Origin of the sequence: Micromonospora sp. NPDC049230 (assembly GCF_040647875.1) — a bacterium.
GTDB lineage: Bacteria > Actinomycetota > Actinomycetes > Mycobacteriales > Micromonosporaceae > Micromonospora.
Genome location: NZ_JBEZCZ010000014.1, coordinates 56,217 through 71,426 on the forward strand (window position 1 = coordinate 56,217; position 15,210 = coordinate 71,426).

The window sequence follows — 15,210 nt, forward strand, 5'->3', positions numbered from 1 at the left end:
TTTGCGCCCGGGGCGCGAGACTACGGCACAGAGGCGAACACAGTGGAGGGCCAGGAGGTGTGCCATCCTCCCGACACGTTTTCCTCGAAGCCGGGGTGTCCCGGCGGCCCGGACACCCCGACTTCAACGAAGCCGAGTGGATCACGCGCGGGCTGGGCTCAGCGCAGGCCGCGGACCAGCAGCAGGTAGGCGCAGTAGGCCATCGGCACCAGCAGGAAGCAGATCAGGAACCCGAGCGGCAGATAGCGCGGCGGGGTGCCGGCGACCATGGCCGGTCGCCCCCACCGGCCCAGCACCAGGTACCCCCCGAAGAACGCCACCGCCGGCAACCCCGCGCAGATCCACGCGCCGAGGGTGAACCCGTCCACCAGGCCCACCCCGGAGGCGAGCACCAGGGCCAGCACGATCACCCCGGCCGCGGCCCCACAGCCGGCGTAGACGGCGACCGCCCGGGCCAGCGGCGACCACGTCGGCAGGAGCGCCGGCCACTGGGCCAACAACTCCGCCTGCTGCCCGTGCCGGTCGGCCTCCTCGGCCATCCGCCGGGCCAACTCCAGCTCCACCACCGGGTCGACCGCCGCCGCCCGCTGCGCCGGCACCCCGGCGCCCGCCGGGCTCACCGCCGTCGGCAGCGCCAGCCTCGCCTCCCCCGCCGGCACCTGGGGGTACGCCCCGACCCCCGCCCGCCCCGACACGCCGGCTGCGCCGTCGGATGCCCCGTCCCCGGGTCCGGGTCCGGCGGAAGCCCCGGCAGGGGAGGCCGAGCCAGCGCCGGAAGCGGGAGACGCGGGCGGCTGGTCGATGCCGATGGCTCGGCCGAGTTGGTCGAGGCGGTGCCCCTGAGCGGTCAGCCGCTGGTGCAGGTAGTCGACGGCGGCGTGCAGGTCACGACGGCGCTCGGACTCGGCGGCGGCGTGCTGCTCGCCGGCGCGGCGCTGCTCGGCGAGCTGTCGGGCCAGCGCCGCGTACTCCTCGAAGGACACCGTCACCGCTCCCCGTCCGGCTCGTCCGCCACGCCGGCGAAGGCCGGCTCGTCCGCCGCGCCGGCGAACGGGACGATCAGCCGGGTGCGCTGGTCGTGCCGGTCGATCAGCAGCGCCCGGTCGGCGCGGGGCGTGTAGGCCAGGTCGTGCGTCCCGAGGTGCAGGGCCAGCTCGCTGCCGGGCACGTTGAGCGCCACCAGGCAGGCGACGTCGTCGCGGTTCTGGGTGCCGCCGAGGTCGTCGGCGAGCCGGCGCAGCCCACGCCACCAGCCGAGCAGGTGCACCCCCTGCCCGGGGCCCTGGCGCAGCAGGGTGCGCAGGTCGTCCAGGCCGGAGCGGAAGGTGCCCGGGTCGGTGGCCCCGAGGACCGGCGCGGCGGCGTCCATGCCGAACACGACGAGGTATTCCCGGCCGGTGGGCTCGACGGCCAGCGTGGCGATGCGCTCCCGCAGCCCGGCGGCGTCGAGGCGCCGCACCTCGTGGCCGGCGGAGCGCAGGGTGGTTTCGGTGTCGTCGGCGACCCCGGCGGCGGCGGTGACCAGCGAGGCGAGCTGGAACCGGACGTCGCCGGGGTGGTGCTGGCGGGCCAGGCTGAGCGTCGCGGCGCGCAGCACGTCCGCGCCGGCCGGTGCGGTGCCCACCACGGCGAGGTGCCGGCCGGGGGTGGCGTCCATCAGGAACAGCGCGGTGGTGCCGTGCACGTCGACGGTCCGGCCGACCAGGGCCATCGGACGCCGGCCACCGGGGCGCAGCCCGGCGAAGGTGGGGTCGTCCTCGACCCGCGCCGCTTCGTACCCCTTGAAGACCGCCGGTGCCCGCGAGCCCGGCGGGCGGGCCTGCCACAGCTCGTGGCGCAGCGCGGCGACGTCCGCCGCCGCGGCGTGCGCGTCCGGGAAGCGCAGCACCGTGTCGGCGCCGACCGCACCGGCGGCGGTGTTGACCACTGCGGAGCCGATCGGCAGGGCCGCGGCGGCGGTGTTGAGCTGGTCGAGCACCCCGCCGCCGCCGGGCAGTGCCACCCGCAACGCGAACTGGCCGAAGATCGCCTCGGCCCGCCCGTAGAGGGCCTCGATGCCGGTCATGCTCTGGCTGGCCAGCACCAGGTGGATGCCGTACGAGCGGCCCTTGCGGGCCAACTCCTCCAGCAGGTCGACGGATTCGCGGGCCAGCGCGTCGTTGCCGGCGAGCAGCACGTGGAACTCGTCGATGACCGCCACGATGCGCGGCAGCGGATTGTCCCGGGGCAGGTCGGCGAGTTTGGTGACGCCGTGGCGCTTCAGCGCGGTGGCCCGGCGTTGCGCCTCCCGGCGTAGCTCGCGCAGGACGGCGAGACCGTACTCGCGGTCGGACTCGATGCCGACGGCACGGGCGTGGGGCAGCCAGGACGGGTCGCGGCTGGTGGGCACGAACTCGGTGAAGCTCACGCCCTCCTTGAAGTCGAGCAGGTAGAGCTGCAACTCGGCCGGAGAGTAGCGGGCGGCCAACCCGTAGAGGACGTCGAGCAGGAAGACGGTCTTGCCGGCGCCGGTGCGCCCACCCACCAGCCAGTGCGGGGTGGCGTCGTCGAAGGCGAGCGTCAGCGGGGCGTCGAGGGCGACGGTCGGCGCGGTGTCGCCGGCCCGACCGATCACCGTCCGCAGGCCGTTGGCGGCGGACTCGACCCAGCGCCGTTCGGGCAGCAGGTCGGTGAAGGGCAGCGCGTCGGAGCGGCGGGCGGCGGCGGCCAGGTGGTCGGCGAGCGCGCGTACCGACGCCGCCGGCGGATCACCGTCGAGCAGGACGGGAGCGGCGAGACCGCTGCCGTCCGCGCTGAACGGGGCGCCGGGCGGGTCGCCGACGTGCGCGTACCCCTGGTGGAGCCGGACCGCGGTGGTGCCGCCCAGCGGCGTCGGGGTCTCGCCGGGCAGCCGCGACGGGTGGCCGGCGAGCAGCACGCAGACGGCGGCGGCCGGGCCGGCATGGGTGAGCGCGGCGAGCCGGGCCAGCTCGCGTGGCGGCGGCGCGGCGGTGGCGACCACCACCAGCAGGTGCCGGGCGGCGGGCTGGGCGTGCTGCGCCGCGCGGGCGTGCCGCTCGGCGGAGGCCAGAAGGGCGGCCACCTCGGCCTCGCCGGTCGCCGGAGGGTGCAGCACCCCGGCGTCGAGCAGCGGGCGCAGCGGGCCGAAGGTGGCGCCCACCGCGGCGGTGTCGATGCCGGCGACCCGGACCTGACCGGGCGGCGCGGTGGCGACCAGCCGCAGCACCAGCGCCCGCAGCAACCCCGCGACCTGCGGGTCCCGGACATCGGCGTCCAGCGCCAGGTGGTGGCCGCCGCCGAGCGGGACCAGCACCGGGAAGCCGCCGTCCGGGGTGGACGCCGCGCCGACCCGGACCGCCGTCGGCTCGTCGGTCAGCGGCGTGGCGCCCGGCGCGGGAGAGGCCAGGGCGCCACCGAGGTGGGCGAGGCGAGCCACCAGCTCGGCGGTGCCGGCCGGCGCGGCGGCGCTCGGCGCCGCGCCGAGCGCGCCGCGGGCGGCGTCCAGGTGCGACCGGGCCGCCCGGTGGGAGTGAACCGCCTGCTCGTACGCCGACGCGAGCCTGCCCAACCTCTGCCCCCAACGCCAACGGCCGTCTGGTCCCAGGAACCCTAACGGACACCTGGGACAACCGGACAGTCCTAGGGCCCGAGCGGACGTGTCACGCCGGACCGCAGGCCGCCGGGGTGGACGCGTCGGCCACCCCGCAGCGGAACACCTCCACCGGGGCCGTCGCCACGTCGGGCACCTGCTCCACCCGCATCAGGGCCAACCGTTTGTCGACCGGCTCACCCGAGTCGGGGGTGAACCGGATCAGCCCGGCGACCCCCGGGTAGCCCTGCCCGGCGTTCTGCCGGAGCACCTCCGCGTGCACCGCGACCGGGTTGACCGACGTCGGCTCCCAGCGTTGCCGCGGGTCGGCGTGGTGCAGCCGGGCGGCGAGGCTCTCCACCGCCCGGATCAGCATCATCGACGCGTCGTAGGCGAGGCTGACCCGCTCACCGACCTGCCGCTCCGAGCCCGGTCGGCAGCGCGGCTGATCGAGCAGGTCGTCGGCCTGGATCCAGGCCAGGAAGCTGGCCCGGGCGTCGTCGCGCCGGTCCTGCGCGGCCCGCAGCGCGGCGCAGGTGGCAAGCGCGGCCTTGGAGACGTACGTGACCGGCAGGTTGCCGGGCGCGGCGGCGCGCAGCCCGGGGTTGGCCATGTAGCGGTTCGCCGAATCGTCGGCGACCAGGTGTCGGGGCGGGTTGGCGCCGCACTCGCGCAGCGCCCGCAGGAAACCGTCGAACTCGGACCAGCGACCCGCGTAGAAGAGCAGACCCGGGTAGCCGCACTCGTCGGTCAAGCGTTGGCCGGTCTGCCACTGGTCCAGACGGGTGATCCGCGTGCCGAACCGTTGCCGCAGCCCGTCGACGAGGGTGTTCACGTACAGGTCCTCGCTGAGCGTGCTGCCCTCCAGGGTCGTGTAGTAGACGTGCGCCTGGTCGACCTTCAACACCTGCTGGGCGTACGCGTCGACGAGCTTCACCTGGTCGGCGTTGGGCGCGGAGATCTGTAGGTAGAGGCGGGAGTTGGCGTCCATCCTGTCGGCGGAGAGGGTGGGCGCCAGCACCGGCAGCCCGACCCGGTTCAGCTCGCGCAGCGCGCGGGCGGTGCTGGTCCGGCTCTCCACCAGCCCGACCACCCCGAGCACCGTGGGGTCGTCCCGGGCCAACTCGGCAAGCATCGCCACGGCCCGGTCGGCGTAGCTCATCTGCCGGCCGCCGTTGGCCACCACGATCCGCAGCAGCGCGGCCCCGTCGGCACCGGCCGACTCCTTCAGCAACGCGTACTGGGCGGTGGCCATCCCCTCCAGCTCCTCCCGCTCGGAGACGTACGACTCCTCGTCGGCGCGGGTCCGGTTGCCGGTCAGGGTGCCCAGGTAGACCAGGGTGAGGAAGGGCCGGCGTCGGTCGCTGCGCTGCCAGACCTCCTCGGCGGCCCGGTTCTGCGCGAAGATCCGCCGCTGGATCGTCCGCAGCCCGTCCTGGCCGGGGTCGTTGTTGAACACCTGCGCCGCGCTGTCGCTGTAGCCGACACACTCGCCGCTGCCGGTCACCTCGACCGAGACCCGACCACCGGTCAGCGACGGGTGGCAGCCCGGCCCCCACCGGCTGCCCACCCACACGCCGCCCGCGGCCAGCAGCACCAGGCTGAGCGCGGCCGGCAGGAAACGCCGCGACCACCAGGGCGGGTCGGGTGCGGAGAACGGCCGCATCCCGCCCCGCGACGGCGGGCCGGTGTCGGTGTCGTCGGGCCGCAGCGCCACCAGCCAGGCGGCCGGGCGGCGCAGCCGCCGCATCTCCGGCAGCGCCTCGGCCCACTCGTCGTACGCCTCGTCGGCCTCGGTCAGCGGGTGCGGCTCGGGCAGCTCCGGTGGGGGTTGCCCGCCGGACACGACGATGAGCAGCGGGTCGTTGCGGCCGGTCTCGGTACGGACGTCGCCGATCAGGCGGACCAGTTCCCCGCCGACGTTGCCGGGGGCGACGTGATCGAGCAGCAGCGCCGGGTACGCGGTGCGCCGCCAGTCCGACGGCCGCCACGGCCGACGCCGGTACGCCTGCCGCAGGTCCTCCAGGAACGCGTGCAGCAGCAGCTTGTTGACCTGGTCGGGTTGCTCGCCGTCACGCCACCCGGCGGTGAGGCGCTCGGCCAAACCGAGGAACGTGACCGACTGCCGGGGCGCCAGATACTGCTGGCGCATGAACCAGTTGTAGTGCCGCCCGAGCACCGGCACCCGGCCGGAGACGGCGGCCCGGAAGACCACGCTCGGCACGGCACGGCGGACCAGCCAGAGCAGCACCTGCGAGACGACGCTGACCGCGTCACCACCGGAGGGCAACGTCTCCGGGGTACGCGGGCCGCGACGGTCGCGCAGCCGGCGTACCAGGGCCGAGCGGCTGTCGTCGGCGTCGACGCCGAAGGTGAGGCTCTGGTGCATCAGCCAGTCGGCGAGCGGGTAGTGCCGGAAGCGCAGCCGCGCGGCGCCGAACGCCTCCAGCGAGAGCTGCCGGTGCAGCTCGCGCAGCAGCGCCGGCACGTCCCCGGCACCCGGCGGCGCGTCGGCGTCCAGCACGGCGTGCGGCACCCGCCGCCGGGGCCCCTGGCCGAGGAACCGGCGCAACGGCACCATCAGATCCGAGGTGTCGGAGCGGGCCGAGGTGTCGGAGCGGGCCAGGGCGTCGGAGTGGGCCAGGGCGTCGGCGCGGGCCAGCCAGAGCAGCGGCAGTCGCCGGTCGCCGCGGCGGGGGCGCCGCAGCAGCCGGGCGAGCAGCGCGAAGAACTCCAGCCCGCCGGGCGGCAGCCGGTCTCGACCTCCGGGCGACTGTCGCTGGCCGGTCAACTCCCGTTTGGGCACCTCGGATCGCGGCACGGGTCACCTCCGATCCACACAGTGTGACCTTGCGGCGCAAGGCCCACCAGAGGCCGCCGACCGACCATGGGTGTGGCGGGCCGGCGGCGCTCATCGTTGTCGATTAGGTTGACGTGGCGAACACCCGATGGAGGGAGTCCACCTCGTGCGACGAAAGTTCACGGCGGCCACCGCCGCCCTGACCCTCACCACCGCCGGCACCCTGCTCGCCGGCACCCCCGGCCAGGCCGCCCCGACCGGCTGGGGCAGGCCCGTCGTCACCGTCGCGCCGCAACCCGGCGCGGCCGGCCTGGGCGACACCTACTTCCCGGACTACGGCAACGGTGGCTACGACGTCGAGCACTACGACGTCCGGCTGCGCTACGACCCGGCGACCGACCAGCTCAGCGGCACCGCCACCATTCTCGCCACCGCCACACAGGACCTCTCGGCGTTCAACCTGGACTTCCTGCTCGACGTCGAGTCGGTGCGGGTCAACGGCTGGGCGGCGAGCACCAGCACCACCGGTGTGCACGAGTTGGTGGTCACCCCGGCCCGCACGATCACCCGGGGCCAGCAGCTCACCATCGTGGTGCGCTACGCCGGCATCCCGTCGGAGACCCTTGTGGACGGCTACACCGGCTGGACCCGCACCGATGACGGAGCGCTCGCGGTCAACGAACCCGAGTCGGCGTGGTGGTGGTTCCCGAGCAACGACCACCCACTGGACAAGGCCACGTTCGACATCTCGGTGTCGGTGCCCACCGGCGTCGAGGTGATCAGCAACGGCGTGCAGCCGAGGCCACCGGCGGCCGAGGCCGGCAACCGCACCCGGTGGATCTGGCGGACCACCTCCCCCACCGCCCCCTATCTGGCCTTCGTGGCCATCGGCCAGTACGACATCGTCACCGACACCACGCCGAGCGGCCAGCCGGTGGTCAACGCGTACAGCACCTCGCTGGGTGCGCTCGGGCCGGCCGCGCGGGCCAGTATCGAGCGGACCGCCGAGATCGTCGACTGGGAGAGCGGGATCTTCGGCCCGTACCCCTTCGAGGCGCAGGGCGGCGTGGCCGGCCCGGTCGACGGCATCGGCTTCGCGCTGGAGACGCAGACCCGACCGGTGTACGGGCCGGGCTTCTGGCGGCGCGGCGCCAACACCTATGTGGTGGCACACGAGAACGCCCACCAGTGGTTCGGCGACTCGGTCTCGGTGGCCGAGTGGCGCAACATCTGGCTCAACGAGGGTTTCGCGTCGTACGCCGAGTGGCTCTGGTCGGAGGAACAGGGCGAGGGCACCGCGCAGGAGGTGTTCGACTTCGCCTACGCCAGCTACCCGGCCGACAGCGGGTTCTGGCAGGTGCTGCCCGGTGACCCGGGCGCGGCCCGGATCTTCGACGATGCGGTCTACGACCGGGGCGCGATGACCCTGCACCAGCTGCGGCTGGCCGTCGGCGACGACGCGTTCTTCGAGATCCTGCCGGCCTGGACCGCCGAGCACCGACACGGCAACGGCACCATCGAGCAGTTCCAGGCCCTGGCCGAACGGATCTCCGGGCTGGACCTGGACGACCTGTTCACCACCTGGTTGTTCACCGCCGGCCGTCCCGACGTGGCCACCACCGCACGCAAGGCCACCGCCGCGCCGAGCCAACCGAAGTCCTGGGCCAAGATCCGCGAGTCCCACGAGTTGCTGTCGCACTAGGACCCACCCGCCCCACCGTCGATCATGGAGTTGTGGTGCCTCGCTTATCGGGCACTGGTGGACCTTCTGCCCACCACAACTCCATGATCGACGCGGCAGGACGGGTAGAGCTCAGGGCGCGGCCGCCGCGCTCGCCTCGATGGCGCGGATGTGCCGGTAGGCGAACCAGAGCGGCGGGAACGCACCTACCGCGAAGGACAGGTCGATGAGCGTCCAGAACCAGGGGATGTCCCGGATCGGGCCACAGATCACCGCCAGTGGCACGATGCCCACGCAGGCGATCATGCCGACCTGCACGACCCAGACGTTGCGCACCGGGTCGCGCAGCGGCCCCCAGAACGCCACCGCCAGCACCAGGTGGGCGAAGGCCAACCAGTCGGTGCCGTAGAGCAGGAACGGGTAGTCCTCGCCGGCCGTCACCAGCCCGGTGTGCACCCGCTCGATCCAGTCGACCAGGGTGGGCAGTTGGCCGGAGAACGGGTCCAGTACGCGTAGGAGCCAACGCACCTCGATCTCCAGCGGAAACGCGGTGACACCGCTCAGGAAGAGCCCGATCAGCACGATCCACAGCCACCGGCGGGTCCACCGCAGCCGCTCCTCGATGTCCATGATCGCAGCGTAACGATGATCTTCGTGTCGCTCGGTCCCGCACGCCGGCTGCCGAGGGTGACAGCTGTCTCAGCGGCGTGCCGAGCGAGGCGGGCGGCCCGGAACGCCACCCGTCGTACCCGATGGCATGGCCGGGCGCGACGGGAACGTCCGGCCGGTACGGCAGCAACCTGCCGTACCGGCCGGACACCCCACCGTCAGCGAACGGCGAGGGCCTGCGCGGCCGAGCCGACCGGGGCCGGCAACGCACCCACACCACCCAGGTAGCCGTGGATGGCGGCGGCCGCCGCACGACCCTCGGCGATCGCCCAGACGATCAGTGAGGCGCCCCGGTGCATGTCACCGGCCACGAACACCCCGTCGGCGTCGGTCTGCCAGTCGTCGCGGGCGTCGATGGCACCCCGAGCGTTGCGGGTCACGCCGAACTGGGCCAGCAGCGGTTGCTGCTCGGTGCCCTCGAAGCCGATCGCCAGCAGCACCAGATCGGCTGGCAGCTCCCGCTCGGAGCCCGGCACGACGGTGACGACCCGCCGGCCGTCGCGCTTCTCCACTGTCACCTCGGCGATCCGCACCGCCCGCACCTGGCCGGTGCCGTCGTCCACGAACTCCTGCACCGCGACGGCGAACACCCGCTCGCCGCCCTCCTCGTGCGCCGGGTAGCTGCGCAGGATCCACGGCCAGGTCGGCCACGGGTCCCGTGCCTCGTCGCGCTCCTGCGGCGGCTGCGGGTACAGGTCGAGTTGGTGCACGCCTGCCGCGCCCTGCCGGTGCGCGACACCGAGGCAGTCGGCCGCCGTGTCACCACCGCCGATGATCACCACGTGCTTGCCGGCCGCGTCGATCGGCGTGCCGTCCGGCAACACCGCGCGCCGCGCCCGGCCCTCACCGGTCGCCACGACGCCGGGCTCGTCGGTGGCCGCGGTGGCGACCGCGCGATTGGCCGCGACCAGGTGCGCCATTGCCTGGTGTACGCCCCGAAGCGCCCGCCCCGGGGTCTCCGGAGTGTCCCGGCCCTGCAACGCGCCGCAGGTCAGCAGCACCGCGTCGTGCTCGGCACGCAACTGCTCGGCGGTGACGTCCACCCCGACGTTCACACCGGTGCGCAAGCGCACCCCCTCGGCGGTGAGCTGGGCCAGCCGGGCGTCGATGTGCCGCTTCTCCAACTTGAAGTCGGGAATGCCGTACCGGAGCAGGCCACCGATCGCGTCGTCGCGCTCGTACACCGTCACCGCGTGACCGGCGCGGGCCAGTTGCTGGGCGGCGGCCAGACCGGCGGGCCCGGAGCCGACCACGGCGACCGACCGGCCGGACGGCGCCGGCACCCGCGAAGGGGTGAACCCACGCGCGGCGGCGGCGTCGGCGATCTCCACCTCGACCTGCTTGATGGTCACCGGCTGGCCCCCGGAGATGCCCAGTACGCAGGCCGCCTCGCAGGGCGCCGGGCAGAGCCGGCCGGTGAACTCCGGGAAGTTGTTGGTGGCGTGCAGCGACTCCACCGCCGCGTCCCAGTTGCCGGTGCGCACCAGGTCGTTCCAGTCCGGGATGCGGTTGCCCAGCGGACAACCGTCGTGGCAGAACGGGATGCCGCAGTCCATGCAGCGGGTGGCCTGCTCACGGACCAGCTCCTCGCCGGCCGGTGGGTACACCTCCCGCCAGTCGCTGATCCGCACCGGCACCGGGCGGCGGGCCGGCAGCCGCCGGTCGTAGCGCAGGAAACCGTTCGGGTCAGGCACGTGCCACCTCCTGGGCCGCCACCCGCGGGGCGGGCGGCACCGGCGCGGCGGGTGCGCTGAGCGCGCTCATGACCGCGTCGTCGACGTCGCGGCCGGCGGCTTCGGCGGCCCTCATGATCTCCATAACCCGGCGGTAGTCGCGGGGGACCACCGCGGTGAACTCGGTGGCCGCCTCCGGCCACCGCTTGAGCAGCTCCTCGGCGACCGCCGACCCGGTCTCGGCCACGTGCCGCTGGACCAGCTCGTGCAGCAGCGTCTGCTCCTGCTCGCTCAGCGGGGCCAGGTCGACAAGCTCCGCGTTGACGCGGGAGTGGTCCAGGTGGTGCACGAACGCCGTACCGCCGGACATGCCGGCGGCGAAGTTACGGCCTGTCGCGCCGAGCACCACCACCGTGCCACCGGTCATGTACTCGCAGCCGTGGTCGCCGACACCCTCGACCACCGCGACCGCGCCGGAGTTGCGCACCGCGAACCGCTCCCCCACCCGCCCGCGCAGGAAGACCTCACCCGCGGTGGCCCCGTACAGGATGGTGTTGCCGGCGATGATCTGGTCCTCCGCGCGCCTGCCGGGCTCGGCGTCCGGGTCGAGGAACGGCGCGGCGGCGTCCGGACGGACGACGAGCCGCCCGCCGGAGAGGCCCTTGCCCACGTAGTCGTTGGCGTCGCCGTGCAGCCGCAGGGTCACCCCGCGCGGCAGGAACGCGCCGAACGACTGCCCCGCCGTGCCGTGCAGCACGAACTCGATGGTGTCGTCCGGAAGGCCGGCACCGCCGAAGCGACGGGTCACCTCGCCGCCGAGCATCGCGCCGACGCTGCGGTGCTCGTTGCGCACCGCCACCTCGACCCGCACCGGCGCGCTCTCGTCGAGCGCGGGACGGGCCAGCGCGATCAGCTCGTTGTCCAGTGCCTGGTCCAGGCCGTGATCCTGCGCGCGGACGCCGCGCCGGGCCGCACCCGCGGGCAGCTCCGGCAGGTGCAGCACGGGCGCCAGGTCCAGGCCGTGCGCCTTCCAGTGCGTCACCGCCGGGGCCACGTCGAGCAGCTCGGACTGCCCGATCGCCTCCTCGATGGACCGGAAGCCCAACTCGGCCAGGTAACCCCGGACCTCCTCGGCGAGGAACAGGAAGAAGTTCTCCACGAACTCCGGCTTGCCGGTGAAACGCTCCCGCAGCACCGGGTTCTGGGTGGCGATGCCGACCGGGCAGGTGTCCAGGTGGCACACCCGCATCATCACGCAGCCCTCGACGATCAGCGGCGCTGTCGCGAAGCCGAACTCCTCCGCGCCGAGCAGCGCCGCGACCAGCACGTCCCGGCCGGTCTTGAGCTGACCGTCGACCTGCACGGTGACCCGGTCGCGCAGCTTGTTGAGCAGCAACGTCTGCTGGGCCTCCGCCAGCCCCAGCTCCCACGGGGTGCCGGCGTGCTTGAGCGAGTTCATCGGGGACGCGCCCGTGCCGCCGTCGTGGCCGGAGATGAGGATGACGTCGGCCTTCAGCTTCGCGACACCTGCCGCGACAGTGCCGACGCCAACCTCACTGACCAGCTTGACGTGCACCCGGGCGGCCGGGTTGACGCACTTCAGGTCGTGGACGAGCTGGGCGAGGTCCTCGATGGAGTAGATGTCGTGGTGCGGCGGCGGGGAGATCAGGCCGACGCCGGGCGTGGCGTGCCGGGTGCGGGCGATCCACGGCCAGACCTTGTTGCCGGGCAGTTGGCCACCCTCGCCGGGCTTGGCGCCCTGCGCCATCTTGATCTGGAGGTCGTCGGCGTTGACCAGGTATTCGCTTGTCACGCCGAACCGGCCGCTGGCGATCTGCTTGACCGACGAGCGGCGGGTCGGGTCGTGCAGCCGCTCGACGTCCTCGCCACCCTCACCGGTGTTGGACTTGCCGCCGAGCCGGTTCATGGCGATGGCGAGGGTCTCGTGCGCCTCGGCGGAGATCGACCCGTACGACATGGCACCGGTGGCGAACCGCTTCACGATCTCGGAGGCCGGCTCGACCTCGTCGAGAGGAACCGCCGGACGGACCCCGGTGCGCAGCGTGAACAGCCCCCGCAGCGAGCCGGCCTGCGCGGCGAGCGCGTCGACCTTGGCGGTGTACTGCCGGAACACGTCGTACTGCCGGCTGCGGGTGGCGTGCTGGAGCAGGAAGACCGTCTCCGGGTTGAACAGGTGCAGCTCACCCTCGCGGCGCCACTGGTACTCGCCACCGACCTCGAGGCGGTCGGAGTCGGCGGTGCCCGCCGGCGGCCAGGCCAGCGCGTGCCGTGCCGCCACCTCGGTGTGCACGCCCGCGAGACCCACGCCGCCGATGCGGCTGGGCGTACCCCGGAAGTAGCGGTCGATCAGCCGGCCGTCCAGGCCGACCGCCTCGAAGACCTGGGCGCCGCAGTACGAGGAGACAGTCGAGATGCCCATCTTCGACATGATCTTCAGGACGCCCTTGCCGAGCGCCTTCGCGTAGTTGCGCACCGCGGCGGCCGGTTCGACGCCGGGCAGGGCACCGGTGGTGATCATGTCCTCCACCGACTCGAACGCCAGGTACGGGTTGACCGCCGCCGCGCCGTAGCCGATCAGCACCGCCGCGTGGTGTACCTCCCGGCAGTCGCCGGACTCGACGATCAGTGCCGCCTGGGTGCGGGTCTGCTCCCGTACCAGGTGCTGGTGCACGGCGGCGGTGAGCAGCAGCGACGGGATCGGCGCCAGGTCGGCGTTGGAGTCCCGGTCGGAGAGCACCAGGATGCGCACGCCGTCCTCGATCGCCTCGGAGACGTGCCGGCAGATCTCGGTCAGCCGCGCCCTGATCCCGGCGGCGCCCTCCCGGATGCGGTACAGGCCGGACACCCGGACCGCCTTGAAGCCGGGCAGGTCGCCGTCCTCGTCGATGGAGAGGATCTTCGCCAGCTCGTCGTTGTCGATGATCGGGTGCGGCAGCACGATCTGCCGGCAGCTCGCCGCGCCCGGGTCGAGCAGGTTGCCCTCCGGCCCGATGGTGGACGCCAGGCTGGTCACCAACTCCTCGCGGATGGCGTCCAGCGGAGGGTTGGTGACCTGGGCGAAGAGCTGGTGGAAGTAGTCGTAGAGCAGCCGCGGCCGGGTGGACAGCGGCGAGATCGGAGTGTCAGTGCCCATCGAGCCGAGCGGCTCGGCGCCGGTCCGGGCCATCGGCGCGAGCAGGATCTTGAGCTCCTCCTGGGTGTACCCGAAGGTCTGCTGCCGGCGGCGCACCGAGTCGTGGGTGTAGACGGTGTGCTCGCGGGCCGGCAGGTCGTCCAGCTCGATCAGCCCGGCGTGCAGCCACTCGCCGTACGGCTGCGCGGCGGCCAACTCGGACTTGATCTCCTCGTCGTGCACGATGCGGCCGGCCACGGTGTCGACCAGGAACATCCGGCCCGGCTGGAGCCGCCCCTTCGCGACCACGTGCGCCGGGTCGAGGTCGAGCACGCCCGCCTCCGAGCCGAGCACCACGAGGCCGTCGTCGGTCTGCCACCAGCGACCCGGGCGCAGCCCGTTGCGGTCCAACACCGCGCCGACGATGTCGCCGTCGGTGAAGGCCACCGACGCCGGCCCGTCCCACGGCTCCATGAGGCTGGCGTGGAAGCGGTAGAAGGCCCGCTTGGCCGGCTCCATGCCCGGGTCGTTCTCCCAGGCCTCGGGGATCATCATGAGCACCGCGTGCGGCAGGCTCCGCCCGGCCAGGTGCAGCAGCTCCAGGACCTCGTCGAAGTTCGCCGAGTCGGAGGCGGCGGGGGTGCAGACCGGGAAGACCCGCCGGATGTTGCCCGGCACGTTCGGCGAACGCAGCAACGCCTCGCGGGCCTGCATCCAGTTGCGGTTGCCGCGGATCGTGTTGATCTCGCCGTTGTGGGCGATGAACCGGTACGGGTGCGCCAGCGGCCAGGACGGGAACGTGTTGGTGGAGAACCGGGAGTGCACGAGCGCGATCGCGCTGTCCACCCGCTCGTCGCGCAGGTCCGGGTAGAACGCCGGCAACTGGTCGGGGGTGAGCATGCCCTTGTAGACCATGGTCCGGCTGGACAGCGACGGGAAGTAGGCCGGCACACCCCGCTCGGCGGTCTCGCGTTCGGCCTGCTTGCGCAGGCAGAACGCCACCCGGTCCAGCTCGATGCCGCTCAGCGCGGAGCCGGCCGGCCCGGCGGGTGAGCCGGTGAGCCGGCGCGCGGCCACGAAGAGCTGCCGGACCCGGGGCATCGCCGCCAGGGCGGTCTCGCCGAGCCCTTCCGGGTCGATCGGCACGTCCCGCCAGCCGAGCACGTCGGCGCCCTCGACCAGGGCGTACTTCTCGACCACCTGCCGGGCACGCGCCTCGGCGGCGTCGTCGTCGGGAAGGAAGACCAGCCCGGTGGCGTACTCGCCCGCCGGAGGCAGCGCGACGCCGGCCGCCGCGCGCAGGAACGCGTCGGGCACCTGGATCATGATGCCGGCGCCGTCGCCGGTGTTCGGCTCCGCGCCCCGGGCACCCCGGTGGTCCAGGCGGCAGAGCGCGCCGAGCCCGTTGGCGACGACCGCGTGTGAACGGCGACCGTGTAGGTCCGCCACGAAGGCCACCCCGCAGGCGTCGTGCTCCTGCCTGGGGTCGTAGAGGCCCTGGGCGGACGGGCGGGCGCCGGGCATCGGGGACGCCTGCGGGCTGTGCGGGTGCGGCTGTGTCATTTCCGCGTACGGCTGAGCCACCGGGCCTCCTGTCGTCACTCAGGTTGATCATGGTGGGGACGACGTCGGCCCGTGGGTCTATTGAGTCTACGTTAGGTCCAG

The 15,210-nt window shown here is 73.5% G+C and carries 7 protein-coding genes; 1 reads left to right on the forward strand and 6 read right to left on the reverse strand.

Annotated features, from left to right (window positions below; genetic code table 11):
* Positions 1 to 158: 158 nt before the first annotated feature.
* From AB0A95_RS14825 to AB0A95_RS14835, 3 genes are all read right to left on the reverse strand, one after another.
* Positions 159 to 989, reverse strand: a complete 831-nt coding sequence (locus AB0A95_RS14825; RefSeq protein ID WP_357556269.1) for a hypothetical protein — start codon at positions 987 to 989, stop codon at positions 159 to 161.
* Entirely contained in the window at positions 986 to 3,568 is a 2,583-nt protein-coding gene (locus AB0A95_RS14830; protein ID WP_357556270.1) for an FtsK/SpoIIIE domain-containing protein, read from the reverse strand. Before AB0A95_RS14830 ends, AB0A95_RS14825 begins: the two co-directional genes overlap by 4 nt.
* Before the next feature lie 91 nt (positions 3,569 to 3,659).
* Entirely contained in the window at positions 3,660 to 6,410 is a 2,751-nt protein-coding gene (locus tag AB0A95_RS14835; RefSeq protein ID WP_357556271.1) for a hypothetical protein, read from the reverse strand.
* A 145-nt stretch (positions 6,411 to 6,555) separates the two neighbouring features.
* Here AB0A95_RS14835 and AB0A95_RS14840 point away from each other — a divergent pair, with 145 nt between their 5' ends.
* Positions 6,556 to 8,091: a M1 family metallopeptidase gene (locus AB0A95_RS14840; RefSeq protein WP_357556272.1), complete on the forward strand. Its 1,536-nt coding sequence runs from the start codon at positions 6,556 to 6,558 to the stop codon at positions 8,089 to 8,091.
* A 111-nt stretch (positions 8,092 to 8,202) separates the two neighbouring features.
* Here AB0A95_RS14840 and AB0A95_RS14845 read toward each other — a convergent pair whose 3' ends face one another.
* The 3 genes from AB0A95_RS14845 to gltB all read right to left on the reverse strand — a co-directional run bounded on the left by AB0A95_RS14845 (position 8,203) and on the right by gltB (position 15,108).
* Positions 8,203 to 8,700: a hypothetical protein gene (locus AB0A95_RS14845; RefSeq protein ID WP_357556273.1), complete on the reverse strand. Its 498-nt coding sequence runs from the start codon at positions 8,698 to 8,700 to the stop codon at positions 8,203 to 8,205.
* A 197-nt stretch (positions 8,701 to 8,897) separates the two neighbouring features.
* Positions 8,898 to 10,433, reverse strand: coding sequence for a glutamate synthase subunit beta (locus tag AB0A95_RS14850; RefSeq protein ID WP_357556274.1), 1,536 nt, complete (start codon positions 10,431 to 10,433; stop codon positions 8,898 to 8,900).
* Positions 10,426 to 15,108 (reverse strand): glutamate synthase large subunit, encoded by a 4,683-nt coding sequence (gltB, locus tag AB0A95_RS14855; protein WP_357556335.1) that lies wholly within the window; start codon positions 15,106 to 15,108, stop codon positions 10,426 to 10,428. Before gltB ends, AB0A95_RS14850 begins: the two co-directional genes overlap by 8 nt.
* Positions 15,109 to 15,210 lie beyond the last annotated feature (102 nt).

What these genes read in the sequence shown, in the direction of transcription:
- AB0A95_RS14845 (WP_357556273.1), bottom strand. Translation starts at nt 8,700, where the DNA reads ATGGACATCGAGGAGCGGCTGCGGTGGACCCGCCGGTGGCTGTGGATC.
- gltB (WP_357556335.1), bottom strand. Translation starts at nt 15,108, where the DNA reads ATGACACAGCCGCACCCGCACAGCCCGCAGGCGTCCCCGATGCCCGGC.